General features: G+C 70.3%; 13 protein-coding genes. 11 read left to right on the top strand and 2 right to left on the bottom strand.

What is annotated here, in order from left to right:
- Positions 1 to 231 precede the first annotated feature (231 nt).
- From AOK01_RS28080 to AOK01_RS28055, 6 genes are all read left to right on the top strand, one after another.
- The gene (locus tag AOK01_RS28080; protein WP_055516539.1) at positions 232 to 882 is read left to right on the top strand and encodes a GntR family transcriptional regulator; all 651 of its coding nucleotides are present in this window, start codon (positions 232 to 234) and stop codon (positions 880 to 882) included.
- A gap of 94 nt (positions 883 to 976) precedes the next feature.
- Entirely contained in the window at positions 977 to 1,726 is a 750-nt protein-coding gene (locus AOK01_RS28075) for a PIG-L deacetylase family protein (protein ID WP_055516537.1), read from the top strand.
- Positions 1,723 to 2,472, top strand: a complete 750-nt coding sequence (locus AOK01_RS28070) for a 4-carboxy-4-hydroxy-2-oxoadipate aldolase/oxaloacetate decarboxylase (protein ID WP_055516535.1) — start codon at positions 1,723 to 1,725, stop codon at positions 2,470 to 2,472. The genes AOK01_RS28075 and AOK01_RS28070 overlap by 4 nt, the downstream gene beginning before the upstream one ends.
- A gap of 86 nt (positions 2,473 to 2,558) precedes the next feature.
- Entirely contained in the window at positions 2,559 to 3,668 is a 1,110-nt protein-coding gene (locus AOK01_RS28065; RefSeq protein ID WP_055516544.1) for a 4-oxalomesaconate tautomerase, read from the top strand.
- A gap of 9 nt (positions 3,669 to 3,677) precedes the next feature.
- Positions 3,678 to 4,634: a catechol 2,3-dioxygenase gene (locus AOK01_RS28060; RefSeq protein WP_055516533.1), complete on the top strand. Its 957-nt coding sequence runs from the start codon at positions 3,678 to 3,680 to the stop codon at positions 4,632 to 4,634.
- Positions 4,635 to 4,810: 176 nt separating this feature from the next.
- A complete protein-coding gene (locus AOK01_RS28055) occupies positions 4,811 to 6,181 on the top strand; it encodes an MFS transporter (RefSeq protein ID WP_055516531.1) in 1,371 nt (456 codons plus the stop codon).
- A gap of 57 nt (positions 6,182 to 6,238) precedes the next feature.
- On the opposite strand, the gene AOK01_RS28050 is transcribed toward AOK01_RS28055, so the two are convergent.
- Together AOK01_RS28050 and AOK01_RS28045 are read right to left on the bottom strand one after the other, a co-directional pair.
- On the bottom strand, positions 6,239 to 7,312 hold the full coding sequence (locus AOK01_RS28050) for a mechanosensitive ion channel family protein (protein ID WP_055516529.1): 1,074 nt from the start codon (positions 7,310 to 7,312) through the stop codon (positions 6,239 to 6,241).
- Positions 7,313 to 7,679: 367 nt separating this feature from the next.
- Positions 7,680 to 8,642, bottom strand: a complete 963-nt coding sequence (locus AOK01_RS28045; protein ID WP_055516543.1) for a lysylphosphatidylglycerol synthase transmembrane domain-containing protein — start codon at positions 8,640 to 8,642, stop codon at positions 7,680 to 7,682.
- Between the two features lie 162 nt (positions 8,643 to 8,804).
- On the opposite strand from AOK01_RS28045, the gene AOK01_RS28040 reads away from it, so the two are divergent.
- The 5 genes from AOK01_RS28040 (at position 8,805) to AOK01_RS28020 (ending at position 16,083) form a co-directional block, all read left to right on the top strand.
- Positions 8,805 to 10,766, top strand: coding sequence for an ABC transporter ATP-binding protein (locus tag AOK01_RS28040; RefSeq protein ID WP_245702443.1), 1,962 nt, complete (start codon positions 8,805 to 8,807; stop codon positions 10,764 to 10,766).
- Between the two features lie 95 nt (positions 10,767 to 10,861).
- On the top strand, positions 10,862 to 12,130 hold the full coding sequence (locus tag AOK01_RS28035; RefSeq protein ID WP_055516527.1) for an ABC transporter permease: 1,269 nt from the start codon (positions 10,862 to 10,864) through the stop codon (positions 12,128 to 12,130).
- Positions 12,131 to 12,226: 96 nt separating this feature from the next.
- Positions 12,227 to 13,636 carry an ABC transporter permease gene (locus tag AOK01_RS28030; protein WP_055516526.1) on the top strand — a complete coding sequence of 470 codons (1,410 nt, stop codon included), beginning with the start codon at positions 12,227 to 12,229 and terminating at the stop codon, positions 13,634 to 13,636.
- An 8-nt stretch (positions 13,637 to 13,644) separates the two neighbouring features.
- The gene (locus AOK01_RS28025) at positions 13,645 to 14,352 is read left to right on the top strand and encodes an ABC transporter ATP-binding protein (RefSeq protein ID WP_055516541.1); all 708 of its coding nucleotides are present in this window, start codon (positions 13,645 to 13,647) and stop codon (positions 14,350 to 14,352) included.
- A 72-nt stretch (positions 14,353 to 14,424) separates the two neighbouring features.
- Positions 14,425 to 16,083: an N-6 DNA methylase gene (locus AOK01_RS28020; RefSeq protein WP_055516524.1), complete on the top strand. Its 1,659-nt coding sequence runs from the start codon at positions 14,425 to 14,427 to the stop codon at positions 16,081 to 16,083.
- Positions 16,084 to 16,089: the final 6 nt, after the last annotated feature.

Below are 16,089 nucleotides of genomic sequence, written 5' to 3'. Positions count from 1 at the left end.
GGTTGAGCGCGCAGTTCCCCGCGCCCCTTGACGGGGCGCGCGTGCACGGCCCCGTAAGGGGCGCGGGGAACTGCGCGACCAGCCCCCACGGTCCGCAGAGAACGAACAACCCGCCGTGGGGCGCCTTTCTCCATGGGGTGGCTGGGGAGTGCCTGAATGTCGAACGAAATTGTTGACAATGTTGTTCGACTAGATTTAGGTTCGACAGGCACTCACTCAGAGAGGGCACACATGCCGAACCAAGCCCGTCCGAGCACCGGAGAGCAGGCCAGGCAGCACGCGCTCGCGCGGTTGCGGCAGGCGATCCTGCACGGCGAGATGGCACCGGCCCAGCGGCTGGTGGAGAACGAACTCGCCGAGCAGTTCGGTGTGACGCGGGCCAGTGTGCGGGCAGCACTGATCGAGCTGGAGTCGGAAGGACTGGTCGAACGGATCCGCAACCGCGGCTCGCGGGTGCGGGTGGTGACCGTGGAGGAAGCGGTCGCCATCACCGAGTGCCGCATGGTCCTCGAAGGACTGTGCGCGGGCAAGGCGGCCGTCGAGGCCAGCGACGAACAGCTGGACCAGCTGGCCGCCCTGGGCGAGGCGATGTCCAAGGCCGTCGCCGACGGTGAGCCGGTGACCTACTCCGACCTCAACCACGAACTGCACGCCCACATCCGGCAGTTCTCCGGCCAGCAGGTGGCCGTGGGACTGCTGGAACGGCTCAACGGCCAGCTGGTGCGCCACCGTTTCCAGCTCGCGCTGCGGCCGGGGCGGCCCCAGAAATCCCTGAGTGAGCATCTGGCCATGATCGACACGATCAGGGCCCGGGACCCACAGGCGGCCGAAGCGGCCGTCCGTGCCCACCTCGCGGGTGTGATCGACGCGTTGCGTGAATGACGCGTCGAGTGCGTGAGCACGGCGTGCACGACGCGTCGAGCGCATGAGCCGCGGGGTGGGCCCAACCGGCCTGTCCAGCAAGGAGATCGCAGGAATGACCCACGGCAACGCGCCCAACCCCCCACGGTCGACGCTCGTCGTCACCGCCCACGCCGGGGACTTCGTATGGCGGGCGGGGGGCGCCATCGCCCTCGCCGCCTCCCGCGGCGAGAAGGTCACCATCGCGTGCCTGACCTACGGCGAGCGCGGCGAGTCCGCGAAGGCATGGCGCGAGGGAAAGTCCCTGGAGGAGATCAAGGGGATACGCCGCGGTGAGGCCGAGGCCGCGGCCGCGGCCCTCGGTGCCGAGGTCGTCTTCTTCGACGCCGGCGACTACCCCCTGACCGTCACGCCGGAACTGACCGACCGGCTGGTCGCCGTCTACCGCGAGGCCCAGCCGGACGTCGTACTCACCCACCCGCTCGACGACCCCTACAACGGCGACCACCCGGCGGCCGCGCGGATGGCACTGGACGCGCGAGTCCTCGCGGGGGCCATCGGCTACCCGGCCGAGGGAGAGGTCATCGGCGCCCCGCCGGTGTTCTTCTTCGAGCCGCACCAGCCCGAGATGTGCGGCTTCAAGCCGCAGGTCCTCCTCGACATCTCCGAGGTCTGGGAGACCAAGCGCAAGGCGATGGAGTGCCTGGCCGCGCAGCAGCACCTGTGGGACTACTACACGGACCTCGCCGTCCGCCGAGGTGTCCAGCTCAGGCGCAACGCCGGACCCAACCTGGGCCTGGCCCACAAGACCATGGCCGAGGCGTACATGCGGCCCTACCCGCAGGTCACGGGGGAGCTGGCATGAGCGGCGTGATCGTCACCAACCCGCCGAAGGCGGCAGCGAAGGACGTCGAGGCGCTCGCCGCCTACGGAGTCGCCACCGTGCACGAGGCGATGGGCCGCACCGGCCTGCTCGGCACCCATCTGCGCCCCGTCCAGCATGACACCCGGGTCGCGGGCACCGCGGTCACGGTGCTCTCCTGGCCCGGCGACAACCTCATGATCCACGCGGCCGTCGAGCAGTGCGGCGAGGGCGACATCCTGGTCGTCACGACCACCTCGCCCTCCACCGACGGCATGTTCGGCGAGCTGTTCGCCACCGCGCTGCACCGGCGCAAGGTGCGCGGCCTGATCATCAACGCGGGCATCCGGGACACCGTCGAGCTGCGTGAGATGGGCTTCCCCGCCTGGTCCGCGGCCGTCAGCCCGCAGGGCACGGTCAAGGCGACCGGCGGTTCGGTCAACGTGCCGGTGGCCATCGGCGGCCAGGTGATCCGCCCCGGCGATGTGATCGTCGCCGACGACGACGGCGTGGTGTGCGTGCCGCGCGAGCGCGCCCGGCAGGTGGCCGACGCCTCCGAGGCCCGCGAGGTCAAGGAGGCCGGGGCCCGCGCCGCCTTCCAGGAAGGGCAACTCGGGCTCGACCGCTACGGCCTGCGCGAGACCCTCGTACGCCTGGGTGTCTCCTACCAGTCGTACGACGAGTACGAGTACGAGCGCGGAGGCGGGCCCGAGCACGAGCGGGAGCGGCTGGACGGAGCGGGCTCATGACCGGCTCCGGCACTGGCTTCGGCGCCGGCTCCGGCTCCGGGGGGCCGAGTTCCGGCGGAGCGGCCCGCTTCGAGGGGGTGCGCTGCATGCTCATGCGCGGCGGTACCTCCAAGGGCGCCTACTTCCTCGCCGGCGACCTGCCCGCCGAACCCGCCCTGCGCGACGACCTGTTGCTGCGGATCATGGGCAGCCCCGATCCGCGCCAGATCGACGGCCTGGGCGGTGCGCACCCCCTGACCAGCAAGGTGGCGGTGGTCTCCGCCTCGGCCGACCCCGAGGCGGACGTCGACTACCTGTTCCTCCAAGTCGGCGTCGACAGCTCGGAGGTGAGTGACCGTCAGAACTGCGGGAACCTCCTCGCGGGAGTGGGCCCCTTCGCCGTCGAGCGCGGTCTCGTCGTCCCGGACGGCGACCGCACCTCCGTACGCATCCGGATGCTGAACACCGGGGACCTCGCCGTCGCGGACTTCCCCACTCCGGGCGGCAGGGTCGACCACTCGGGCTCCGCCGAGATCTCCGGTGTGCCGGGGTCCGCCGCACCGGTGGTCATCGAGTTCCCACCGGGCGGCAGCCCGCTGCTGCCGACAGGCCGGGCGCGCGACATCGTCGCCGGCACGCCCGTGACCTGCGTGGACAACGGAATGCCGACCGTGCTCGTCGCCGCGTCCTCGCTCGGCGTCACCGGCTACGAGACCCCCGGGGCCCTGGAGGCGGACCAGGAGCTCGCCGAGCGACTTCGGGCGATCCGGCTGGAGGCCGGGAAGCTGATGGGGCTGGGTGACGTGGAGAACACCACCGTGCCCAAACTCAGCCTGCTCGCACCGCCGTCGGCCGGCGGCGCGGTCATGACGCGCACCTTCATACCGGTGCGCTGCCACACCTCGATCGGAGTCCTGGGCGCCGCGAGCGTCGCCGCGGGACTGCGGGTCGAGGGCGGCGTCGGTGAGTCCGTGGCCCGCCTGCCGGAGCACGGGGACCGGATGCGCATAGAGCACCCCACCGGATTCCTCGACATCGAGACGGCCGTCACGTACGAGGACACGGCCGCCCTCACCCATGAGGAGACGGCCGCACTCGCTCACGACGCCCCCGGCGCCCTCCCGGTCGCCCGGCGCACCGCCGTCGTCCGTACCGCACGCAAGATCTTCGACGGCACGGTCTTCCCCAGGCCTGCCGGAGCCGCACACCACCCCTGAGGAGGCCTCATGGCCCCGCCGCTCGGCGACATCGCCCACCTCGGGCACGTCGAACTGCTCACCCCCGACCTGGACGCCAGCGTCCGGTTCTGCACCGCGTACCTCGGTCTGACCGAGAACGGCCGCTCGGCGGACGGAACGTCCGTCTACCTGCGGACCTGGGACGACTACGAGCACCACAGCCTGGTCCTGACCGCGCACGAGACGTCGGGCATCCGCCGCACGGCCCTGCGCGCCTCCAGCCAGGAGGCCCTCCGGCGACGGGTCGAGGCGGCCGAGAGCGCCGGCCGCACCGGCCGCTGGGTCGAGGACGAGCCGGGCATCGGCCCGCTGTACGTCACCACCGACCCCGACGGCCACGAGATCGCCCTCTACTGGGAGAGCGAGTGGTACCGGGCGCCGGACGAGCTGAAGCCCGGCCTGAAGAACCAGCCACAGGCCAAACCCGGTCACGGAGTGGGCGTACGCCGCCTGGACCACGTCAACTTCCTCGCCGCCGACGTCGCGCCGAACGGCGACTTCGTCCACGAGGTGCTCGGCGCCCGCCCGACCGAGCAGATCCGGCTCGACGACGGCAGGATCGCCGCCCAGTGGCTGACCTTCAGCAGCAAGTCGTACGACGTCGTCTACACCGAGGACTGGACCGGCTCCCGAGGACGCCTGCACCACATCGCGTTCGCCACGGACACCCGCGAGGACATCCTGCGGGCCGCCGACCTCGCCCTCGACACCGGCGTGTTCATCGAGACAGGGCCGCACAAGCACGCCATCCAGCAGACGTTCTTCCTGTACGTCTACGAGCCGGGCGGCAACCGGATCGAACTGTGCAACCCGCTCACCCGTCTGGTGCTGGCCCCCGACTGGCCGCTGATCACCTGGACCGAGAACGAGCGGAAGAAGGGCCAGGCCTGGGGTCTGAAGACCATCGAGTCCTTCCACACCCACGGCACACCGCCGGTCCTGTGACGGTTCCTGTGATTGTTGACAAAAACGTTGACAATCCTCGGCCGGATTTCTAGCGTCAGGGACATCACGGGGGTTCAGCCGCACGGGCCGCGCGCGACCCCCTCCCAAGCTCCCCGAGCCCCTCCCGAATCCCCTCCAGGGACACGTCCTGTCTCCTGGACGAGAGGAAAACAACGATGTCCTCCTCTTCCTCCGCCCCTTCCTCCTTCGCCCTGTCCGCACGCGGCAGCAGAATGGCCGTACTGGTCCTGGGACTGTGCTGGCTGGCCGTGCTCTTCGACGGCCTCGACATGTTCATCTACGGCTCCGTGCTGCCGCACATGCTGGCCGAGAAGTCCCTCGGCATCACCCCGGACCGGGCGGGCGACCTCGGCAGCTACGCCACGTTCGGCATGCTCATCGGCGCCCTGACCGCGGGCACGATCGCCGACCGGGTGGGCCGCAAGAAGCTGATGGTCGCCTGCGTCACGCTCTTCTCGCTGGCGTCCGCCCTGTGCGCCCTGTCGGGCAGCGTGGCGGCCTTCGGCCTCGGGCGCACCGTCGCCGGCGTCGGCCTCGGCGGTCTGCTGCCGACCGCGATCAGCATGGTCTCCGACTACGCCCCGCGGGGCCGGGCCGCCCTCACCATCGGCATGCTGATGACCGCCCACCACGCGGGCGGCATCCTCTCCGCCTACGTGGCCCTGTGGATCGTGGAACCCCTCGGCTGGCGCGCCGCGTTCTGGGTCTGCGTGGTCCCACTGCTCTTCGTACCGGCGCTCGCGAAATTCCTGCCCGAGTCGCTGAGCTTCCTCGTCGCCAAGGGTCGCACCGAGGAGGCCCGCGTGCTGGCCGGCCGCTTCGGGACCGAACTGCCCGCCGCGGCCGAGAACGCGGCCGGGAAGGCGACGGGGAAGAAGGCCGCGGGCGAGCGCTGGAACGCCCTCGTCGGCCTGTTCCGCGGCGGCGAGTGGGCCCAGACCCTGCTGTACTGGCTGGCGTCCTTCGGCGGCCTGCTCCTCGTCTACGGCGTCGCCACCTGGCTGCCCACGCTGATGCGCGGCGAGGGCTACGAACTGGGCTCGGCCCTGACGTTCGTCGTCCTCTTCAACCTCGGCGGCATCGTGGGCATGCTGCTCGCCGGACGCGCCGCGGACCGCTTCGGCGCTCCGCGCATCTCGTCGGTCTGGTTCGCGCTGACAGCCGTCGGGGTCTTCCTGCTCAGCGTCCACATGCCGCTGGCGGTGACCTTCACGGTCGTCTTCCTCACCGGCGTGTTCCTCAACAGCGCCCAGGTCATGATCTACGCGACGGTCTCGATCCGCTCCACGCCCGAGAACCGTGCCACCGCTGTCGGCTGGACCTCCGGCATGGGCCGCTTCGGCGCCGTGTTCGGCCCGTGGCTGGGCGGCCAGTTGCTCGCCGCGGGGAACGGCGACTGGGGCTTCACCGCGTTCGCCCTCGCGGGTCTGTCGTCCATGGTCTTCATCGGCATCGCCGCGCTGCGTGGCTCGAAGCGGGCGGCGCCGGGGAGCGACACGCCCCAGGGGCTGCTCACGGCCCACTGAGTGAGCTTCCCGTCGAACTCCCCTCCCACTGAGATCACCGGGAGGGGAGCCGTCGTTCTACGGGATGGACAGGGAGCCGTCGCGCTGCGGCGGGATCGCCACGCCGTTCTGCTGGAGGGCGACGGTGCGCGCGGGGGAGGGGATGCGGATTCCCTCAAGGTGGTAGCGCTTGTGCAGCCGCTTGACGAACTCGTGCTTGATCCGGTACTGGTCGCTGAACTCGCCGACGCCCAGGATGACGGTGAAGCTGATCCGCGAGTCCCCGAACGTGTGGAAGCGGATGGCCGGTTCGTGCTCGGGCATCGCGCCCTCGACCTCCGTCATGACCTCGGTCACGACCTCGGAGGTGACGCGCTCCACGTGCTCCAGGTCGCTGTCGTAGCCGACGCCGACCTGCACCAGGAGGGTCATCTCCTGTTCCGGCCGGCTGTAGTTGGTCATGTTGGTGCTGGAGAGCTGGGCGTTCGGGATGATGACGAGGTTGTTGGAGAGGTTGCGCACCACGGTGTTGCGCCAGTTGATGTCGACGACGTATCCCTCCTCCCCGCTGGTGAGACGGATGTAGTCGCCGGGCTGGATCGTCTTCGAGGCGAGGATGTGGATGCCCGCGAAGAGGTTGGCGAGGGTGTCCTGAAGGGCCAGCGCGACCGCGAGACCGCCGACTCCCAGGGCGGTGAGCAGCGGGGCTATGGAGATGCCCAGCGTCTGCAGGACGACCAGGCAGCCGATGGCCAGGACGAGGACCCGGGTGATGTTGACGAAGATCGTGGCCGATCCGGCGACACCGGAACGGGACTGGGCCACGGCCCGCACCAGACCGGCGATCACGCGCGCCGCGGTGATGGTGGCGGCGAGCATGATCAGGACCGTCAGGATCTGGTTGACGGTGTGGGTGACCTTGCCGGTCAGCGGCAGCGTCGCCGCGGCGGCGGCCACCGCACCCGTGATCGCCGCGACCGGTACCAGCGCGCGCAGCCCGTCGACGAGGACGTCGTCGCCGCTCCACCGGGTACGGGTCGCGTGCCTGCCCAGCCAGCGCAGGAGAAGGCGGATCAGAACGGTGGCCACCAGCCCGGCGATCAGCCATACGCCCGCCACGACCCAGTCGTGCACTGTGAGGTCTCGGTTCACCAACTGCCTCCCGTCGTGCCGAGAAGAGGGCCCGCGCCCGTTGTGCGAAGTGTCGTCACCTTGTTGCCACCTGCTGCTCAATACCATTGATACCGGGATGTGCCACCCCGTCGGCCGCGACGATTCGTCGGCGGACAGGACTGGCTCATCTTGCTACATGTGTACGGGTACTTCGCGACGGAGCCGTTCGGGACAGGCCATCTCCCACCGGCAACGCCGTCAACTCGGCACCCGTCCAGGCGGGTTGCAGTCAGGTCCGGCCGGTACGTGAGCCGAGCCCGCCTCGCCGTCCGCCCCGGCGGAGGGTCGGCCAGGTCGTCCGGGCCGTGTGCCAAGTTGGCCTGGATCGGCCGGTTCCGGGGGTGACTCAGATCATCTTCAGCCGCAAGAGCGCGCCCAGCGTCAGCGCGCCAGGCAGCAGCGGCAGCCACACCGTGATGACGCGGTAGGTGAGCACCACCGCCGTCGCCACCGCGGCCGGGCCGCCCGCCGCGACCAGCGCCACGATCAGCGCGGCCTCCACCGAGCCGATTCCGCCCGGCGTCGGCACCAGCGCGACGGCGACCGTGGCCGCCAGATAGGCGACCACCATGTGCAGCGGGGGCACCGGGAGCCCCATCGCCTGGCCCACCGCGGCGAACGCGGACGCCTGGAGGAGGGGGAACGAGAACGAGCCGCCCCACAGCGCCAGCGCGCGAGCCGGCCGCGTGTGCACCGACCGGGCCTCGCCCAGCGCGGTCCGCAGGAAGGCGAAAACGGCGGTACGCACCCGTCGTACGAGCAGCAGGACCGCCATCGCGACACACACCACTCCGCCGACGGCGAGCAGCAACGGGCCCACCGCAGCGTCCGGAAGAAGCTCGCCGGTGCTCAGCGCGTCCGGGAAGGCGATCAACAGGGCCAGCAGCAGCCCGACTCGCGCGACGGACTCCGCCAGCATGTAGAGCGCGAGCGCGGAGGACGAACGGGCCAGCGGAACCCCGCACACCGTCATGAACCGCAGATTGACGGCGCTCGCGCCCAGCCCCGTCGGCAGGAGGTGGTTGGCGGCACCCGCCGCGAACTGCGTGGCCAGCAGCCGACGCCGGGGAAGCCGCTGGACGACGGCGCCCTGCCGGGTGACGGCGGCAGCCACCCACGTCAGACAGGTCGCGGCGGCGGCGGCCAGCAGCCAGGGCCACTTCGCCGAGGTGAGGTGGCCGAAGCCCTCGGCGAGCACGGACCGGTGCCGCACCGCGACCACGGCCACGAGGGCGAGCGGGAGCAGACAGAGGATCTGCCGGACCGGAAGGCGCCTGGGAAAGCGCCTGGGGATCGAGTCGCACGACATCGAGTCGCCCGGCTCGGAGAGAGTCGGTCCGGGGAGGACCGGTCCGGGGAAGACCGGTCCGGGGAGTACCTGCGCGTCGGGGAGGGGCTTCGGTTCGGTGAGTGTCATCGGGTCTCCCTTGACCTCAAGATTGCTTGAGGTCCTACGGTCGGTCCCATGAGTATGGAGACGACAGCCTGGACGCAGTTGCACAGCGTCATGAACGCCCAACGGGAGCGCCGGCCCCTTGCCCGCGCGACCCTCCGACGCATCGCCGGATTCGCGCGCCCGCACCGGCGCCGTATCGCGCAGTTCGTGGTGATCAGCGTGGCGACGGCGCTGCTCGCCGTGGCGACGCCGGTCCTCGCCGGACACGTGGTGGACGCGATCGTGGCCGACGGCGACGAGGGTACGGTCCTGCGACTTGCCCTGTTCATCGCGCTGATCGCGCTCGCCGAGGCGGCGCTCGGCCTGCTGAGCCGCTGGTTCTCCGCGACGCTGGGCGAGGGGCTCATCCTCGATCTGCGGACAGCCGTGTTCGACCATGTGCAGCGTATGCCGGTCGCGTTCTTCACACGTACTCGTACGGGAGCGCTCGTCAGTCGACTCAACAACGACGTGATCGGCGCCCAGCGCGCGTTCAGCAACACCCTGTCCGGAGTGGTGAGCAACGTCGTGACCCTGCTGCTCACGCTCGCCGTGATGCTCACCCTCTCCTGGCAGATCACCTTGCTCGCGCTCGTACTGCTCCCCGTCTTCGTGGTGCCCGCCCGCCGGGTGGGCAGGCGGATGGCGAAACTCCAGCGCGAGGCCGCCGATCTCAACGCCTCGATGGGCACGCGGATGACCGAACGCTTCTCCGCGCCCGGCGCCACGCTGATCAAACTCTTCGGGCGGCCGGGCGACGAGTCCGCGGAGTTCGCGGCACGGGCCGGCCGCGTACGGGACATCGGTGTGCGTACGGCGATGGCGCAGACGGCGTTCATCACGGCCCTCACCCTCGTCTCGGCCCTGGCGCTCGCGCTGGTCTACGGCCTCGGAGGTTGGTATGCCCTGCGTGGCAGCCTGGAACCGGGCGCCGTCGTCTCGCTCGCTCTGCTGCTGACCCGCCTGTACGCGCCGCTCACCTCCCTGGCGGGGGCGCGCGTCGAGGTCATGAGCGCCCTGGTGAGCTTCGAGCGCGTCTTCGAGGTACTCGACCTGAAGCCGCTGATCGCGGAGAAGCCGGACGCCCGCGCGGTGCCCGAAGGACCGGCCTCCGTCGAGTTCACCGACGTCCGCTTCGGCTACCCGTCCGCGGACAAGGTCTCCCTTGCCTCCCTGGAGGAGGTCGCCGCGCTCGACACCCGGGCCGGCACCGAGGTCCTGCACGGCCTCTCCTTCCGCGCCGAACCCGGCCAGACCGTCGCCCTCGTCGGCTCGTCCGGCGCCGGCAAGTCCACCGTCGCCGCACTGCTGCCACGGCTGTACGACACCGACGAGGGCTCCGTACGCATCGGGGGCGTCGACGTCCGCGACGTGAGCGCCGAGTCGATGCGGGCGACCCTCGGCATGGTCACCCAGGACGGCCACCTGTTCCACGAGTCGGTCCGCGCGAACCTTCTCCTCGCCCGGCCGGACGCCGACGAGGACGCCCTGTGGGACGTACTGCGCCGGGCCCGCCTCGACGACCTCGTACGCTCCCTGCCCGACGGCCTCGACACGGTGGTGGGCGAACGCGGCTACCGGCTCTCCGGCGGTGAACGCCAGCGCATGACCATCGCCCGGCTGCTCCTCGCCCGCCAGCGCGTGGTCGTCCTCGACGAGGCCACCGCCCACCTGGACAACACCTCGGAAGCCGCCGTCCAGGAAGCACTCGCCGAAGCCCTGGAGGGACGGACCGCCGTCGTCATCGCCCACCGTCTCTCGACGGTACGGGCCGCCGACCTGATCCTCGTGGTCGAGGCGGGCCGCATCGTCGAGCGCGGCACGCACGACGAGTTGCTGACGGCGGGCGGTCGGTACGCGGAGCTGTACCGGACGCAGTTCGGCCCGTCGGCCTCTACGGGCCGGACGGATACGGCCCCGGCGGTCACGGCCCCGGCGGACACGGGCCCGGCGGACACGGGCCCGGCCGACGAGAGCCCGGCCCATGTGACCGTGTGACCTTCTGACCTTCTGACCGAGCGAGCAAGCCGTCTTCTTATGCCGCTGTAACGCGCTTATCCGGCTGCACACCGCGAAATGTTCTTCTCTTCGGCATGAACTTCGTCAAGCGCGCCGGCATGAGCCTGCGTGCCAGGAAATCCAAGACCGCGGTCTTGCTGGGCATTTTCGTCGTCATCTGCACGCTGCTGCTGGGCGGGTTCCTGCTGCAGGCGGCCACCGCGCGTCAGGAGGCGGACGCGCAGCGCCGTATCGGCGTGGACGTGACGGTGGAGGGCAAGGGCCTCACCCCGGCCGTGGCGGACCGGATCGGCGCCGTTCCACCGGTGCACCGCTACAACCCGCTGCTCCCGCTGAAGGCGGGGGCAGCCGGGTTCGACCCGCTGGTGTCCGCTCTGCCGAAGCCGGGCGGCGCCCGCGCCGGGGACAAGGAAGAGCCGCCCCTGTCCCTGGCGGGCGTGCGGGACACCGGCCTGCTGCTGCCCTTCTCCTACGGCTCGGCCAGGATCACGGCGGGGCGCGGGATCACTCCGAAGGACGCGGGCCGTGATGTGGCCGTGGTGGAGCGACGTTTGGCGGAGAAGAACGAACTGGAGGTCGGCGACACGATCCGCGTACGGTCCGCCGACGGCAGGCGCACCGTGCCGCTGACGGTGGTCGGCGTGTTCCAGGACCCGATGCCGGACCCGTCGCAGTGGACGCCGCGGCACGAACTGCCGGGCAACGCGCTCTACTTGCCCGTGGGCACCGTGCGCCGGCTGAGCCCTGGCGCGGCGGACCTCGCCGAAGCGGTCTTCAAGATCGGCTCGCCGGAACAGGCCGAGCGGCTGCACGCCACGGTCAAACGGCAGCTGGGCACGGGGTCCTTCGATTTCCGCGTCAACGACAGGGCGTACAAGGACCAGGTCCGCCCGATCCAGCGCGTCGGTACGTTCGCCGGGCTGATCGTCTGGCTCATCGCGCTCGCCGGTGCGCTGATCCTCGCCCTCATCGTGACGCTGCAGATCCGTGAACGCCGCGATGAACTCGGGGTGCTCCTGTCGATGGGCGAGAAGAAGTGGAAGCTCATCGGCCAGCACACCGTCGAAGCGGTGGCCGTGGCACTGCCCGCTGTGGCTGTTGCCGCCCTGGCCGGTCAGGCCGCGGCCCAGTGGGCGGGCGACTCGCTCCTGGACCGTGAGGCAGGCAGACCCGCGGCCGGTGCACCGCGTACGACGGTCGGCGTGCCCGAGATCAGCGTCGGGCCGTCCGAGCTGGGCAAGGTCGCGGGGATCGGCCTGGGCATCTCCCTGGTCGCCACTGTCATCCCCGGGATCGGCATTCTCCGCCTCCACCCCCGCTCCATCCTCACGGACAGCGAATAGCGAATAGCGAGTAACGGGTCCCGAATATCAAGTAACGAGTAACGAGTAACGAGTAACGAATATCCGCGGCCGAACCGGACGAAAAGAACAGATTCCATGAATTTCGTGAAACGCGCGGGGCTCAGCCTGTGGGCCCGCAAGGGCAAGACATTGATCACCCTGTTCACTTTCCTCGTCATCTCCGCGATGGTGCTGGCAGGCGTACTGATCAACGAGGCGACGGCCCAGGCCGAGGAGAAGGCCAGACGTTCCGTGGGCGCCGAGGTCAACCTCGACATGGACTTGGGCCAACTGGGCGCCGGTGGTGGCGGTGGCGGCGGTGGCGGCATGATGGCCCCTCGGATCAGCGCCGCGACAGCGGACAAGCTGGGCGACCTGCCCCCGGTCCAGAAGCACAACTACTCGATGTTCGACGCGGTGACCCTCAAGGGGGGCGTCGAGCTCGACACCGAGGGCGGCCCCGCCGACGCCTCGACGGGCCTGAAGCCCGACCAGACGATGGCGACCGGAATCCTTGACTCCGGGCTGCTGTCCGACTTCCGCAGCGGCAGGTTCGAGTTGCTGTCAGGACGGCACATCACCGCCGCGGACAAGGACAAGAAGCAGGTGCTCCTGGAGGAGCGACTGGCCGAGAAGAACGGCATCGAGGCCGGCGACAAGATCACACTGGGCGCCATGGTGGGCAAGGCCGAGGCGGACTTCACCGTGGCCGGCATCTACCGGAACCCGAGCCCCAGCACCGAACTCGACCCGGAGCACCTCCTGAACCCGGCCAACCTGCTGTACGCGACGGTGGGCGCCCTCGCCGGTCTGGGCACCGAATCCGGCGAGCCGTTGCAGGTCGGCAAGGCGACCTTCCTCCTCAACGACGCGGACGAACTGGGCACGTTCAAGGCACAGGCCCGGAAGGTCGCGGGCGCCGAACTCGACGGGTTCAAGCTGGACGCCAACGACAAGGCCATCCGGCAGATGACGGGCCCGCTGAAGAGCATCAGTTCCACCGCCACCCTCGCGATGTGGCTGATCGGCCTCGCGGGCGCCACCGTCCTCGCCCTGCTCATTAACCTCGCCGTCAAGCAGCGCCGCAAGGAGTACGGCGTGCTCCTCGCCCTGGGGGAGCACAAGGGCAGGCTCATCGCCCAGCAGGCCCTGGAGATCGTGGCGGTGGCGGTGGTCGCCATCGGCCTCAGCTCGCTGTTCACCCAGAGCCTGACGCAGAGCGCCGGCCAGTCGTTGCTCGGCCGGGAAGCCGCCGATGCGCAGCGGAAACTCGACTCCTGGCAGGCCCCGCCCCCCGGCAGTACCGGCCTCGACCAGGGCATCGACCCGAACGACGAGCCGGTGGAGAACGCCGACCCGATCGACCGGATCACCGTGCGACTCGACCCGGCGGACCTCGCCACCGTCGGCGGCGTCGGCCTCGGCATCGGCCTGCTCGCCACCGCCCTCCCGGCCGCCTCCGTCCTGCGACTCAGCCCCCGCACCATCCTCACGAAGGGCAAGTGACAGCCGTCATGACCAGTGCCACCGCGACCGGGCCCGCCCTGCGCCTCGACGGCGTCAGCCACACGTACGCCGACCAGCGCCGCAGGACCACCGTCCTGAAGAACATCGACTGCACCTTCGAACGCGGCACGTTCTACACGATCCTGGGCCCCTCCGGCAGCGGCAAGACCACACTGCTCAGCCTGGCCAGCGGCCTCGACGCACCCACCAAGGGCACCATCAGCTTCGACGGCCAGGACCTCACGAAGCTCGGCCTCAGCCGCTACCGCAACCGGCACGCCGCCACGATCTTCCAGCAGTACAACCTCCTCACCTACATGACCGCCCTCCAGAACGTCACCACCGCCATGGAGATCACCGGCGTGAAACCCCCGACGGGCAGCCGCCGGGCCCGCGCGCTGCAACTCCTCGAACGCGTCGGCCTGGACACGGACATGGCCCGGCGCAACGTCATGCGGCTCTCCGGCGGCCAGCAGCAGCGCGTCGCCATCGCCCGCGCCCTGGCCTGCGACGTCGACATCCTCTTCGCCGACGAACCGACCGGAAACCTCGACGAGGACACCGCCCAGGAGATCATCGAGACGTTCCGCGAACTGGCCCACGAACAGGGCACCTGCGTAGTCGTCGTCACCCACTCCCAACAGGTCGCCACCCAGTCCGACCGCATCCTCACGTTGCGCAAGGGCAGGCTCACGGAGCAGCACCGGTCAAGGTAATGATCAACCGTTGACGTCGTCAACGAATACGAGCATTGGTAGCGGCAAGCAGCCCTGTGTACGGTGGCCCGTATGACGGATACTTCCGCCCAAGGGGCCACCCCACTGGTCACCGGCTCAGAGATCGCCAGGCTCGCGGGTGTCACCCGTGCCGCTGTCTCGAACTGGCGGCGGCGTTATGACGACTTCCCCACACCGGCCGGCGGCGGCGTCAACAGCCCGCTGTTCGACCTGGCCGAGGTGCAGGCCTGGCTGGGCAGACAGCGCAAGGGGCAGGAGGTCTCCGTGGAGGTGCAGCTGTGGCAGGCGCTGCGCGGAGCGTACGGCGACGACATGCTCGGCGGTCTCGTGGATGTCGCCCGTCTCCTCACCGAGGGGAAGGCACCTGCAAAGCTTCCGGCGGACGTCACCCGGCTCGCACGGGAGCTGACCGGGAGCGGTGGCGGTGGCGCGGCGGAAACGGTGAGCATCCTCGCGGAGCGCTTCACCGACTCCGTACGCCGGGCCGGATCGGACCAGGTCACCTCGTCGCGGGTCGTTCGCGCCGTACGCCACTTCGCCGGTGAGGCGGCACCTGACGCGACCCTCTTCGACCCGGCCTGCGGCATCGGCTCCCTCCTGCTCGCCGTCGGTCCCGAGCAGGGCCCCAGGCGCTGCGGGCAGGAATCCGACGCCAACAGGGCCGCGTTCGCGCAACTGAGGGCCGTCCTCACCGGGCACACCGGTGTCGGCGTCGTCACGGGGGACTCCCTGCGTGCCGACCGGTGGACGGACCTCAAGGCCGACCTGGTCGTCTGTGACCCCCCGGTCGCTGAACCCGACTGGGGGCGTGAGGATCTGCTGCTGGACTCGCGCTGGGAGTTCGGCACCCCGTCGCGTGCCGAAGGCGAACTCGCCTGGCTGCAGCACGCCTACGCGCACACCGTGCCCGGCGGTCGTGTCCTCATGGTCCTGCCGGCCTCGGTCGCCTACCGCAAGGCGGGCCGCCGTATCCGTGCCGAACTCGTACGACGGGGCATCGTCACCCAGGTCACCGCCCTTCCGTCCGGCACGGCTGCCTCGCACGCGCTTCCGGTCCACCTCTGGCACCTGCGCCGCCCGCGGACCCTGGGGGATGCCGTCACCAGTGTCCGCATGGTCGATCTGACGGCGGGCGATCCGGACGGCTCGCTGGAACCGGCACCCGAGCAGACAACGGACGTCCCCCTGATCGATCTGCTCGACGACGCCGTGGACCTCACGCCCGGCCGTCACGTCGAGGACTCCCATCGCGACTACGCGGTGGAATACCAGGCCTTGCGACGGGAGCTGACCGAACAGGTGCGGCTGCTCGCGGAGTTGCTGCCGGCGTTGGTCGCGGCCGATGGCGTCGGCTCCCTGGACGGACCCACCGTCAGTGTCGCCGACCTCGCGCGCGCGGGGCTCGTCGAGTACGGCGATCCCGAACCGGTCTCGATCAGCGACCAGCTCGACACCGACTACCTCCAGGGCTTCCTGCGCAGCGCGGCCAACACCCGGCGTTCCACCAGCGCAAGCGGCACCTTCCGTCTCGACGGCAAGGGCGCCCGCATCCCGCAGACGGACATCACCGAGCAACGGCGGTACGGGGCGGCCTTCCGGGCGCTTCAGGAGTTCGAGGAGCGAGCGCGCAGAGTGGTGGAACTGAGCCGGGACGCGGCGACCCTGGCAAGGGACGGGCTCGGCAACGGCGCGCTCGCCCCGGAGAACTGAGCCGGT

This window comes from Streptomyces aurantiacus (genome assembly GCF_001418335.1).
GTDB classification, from domain to species: domain Bacteria; phylum Actinomycetota; class Actinomycetes; order Streptomycetales; family Streptomycetaceae; genus Streptomyces; species Streptomyces aurantiacus.
Note: the sequence above shows the minus strand (reverse complement) of the source record. Positions and strands in the feature narration are given on the sequence as shown.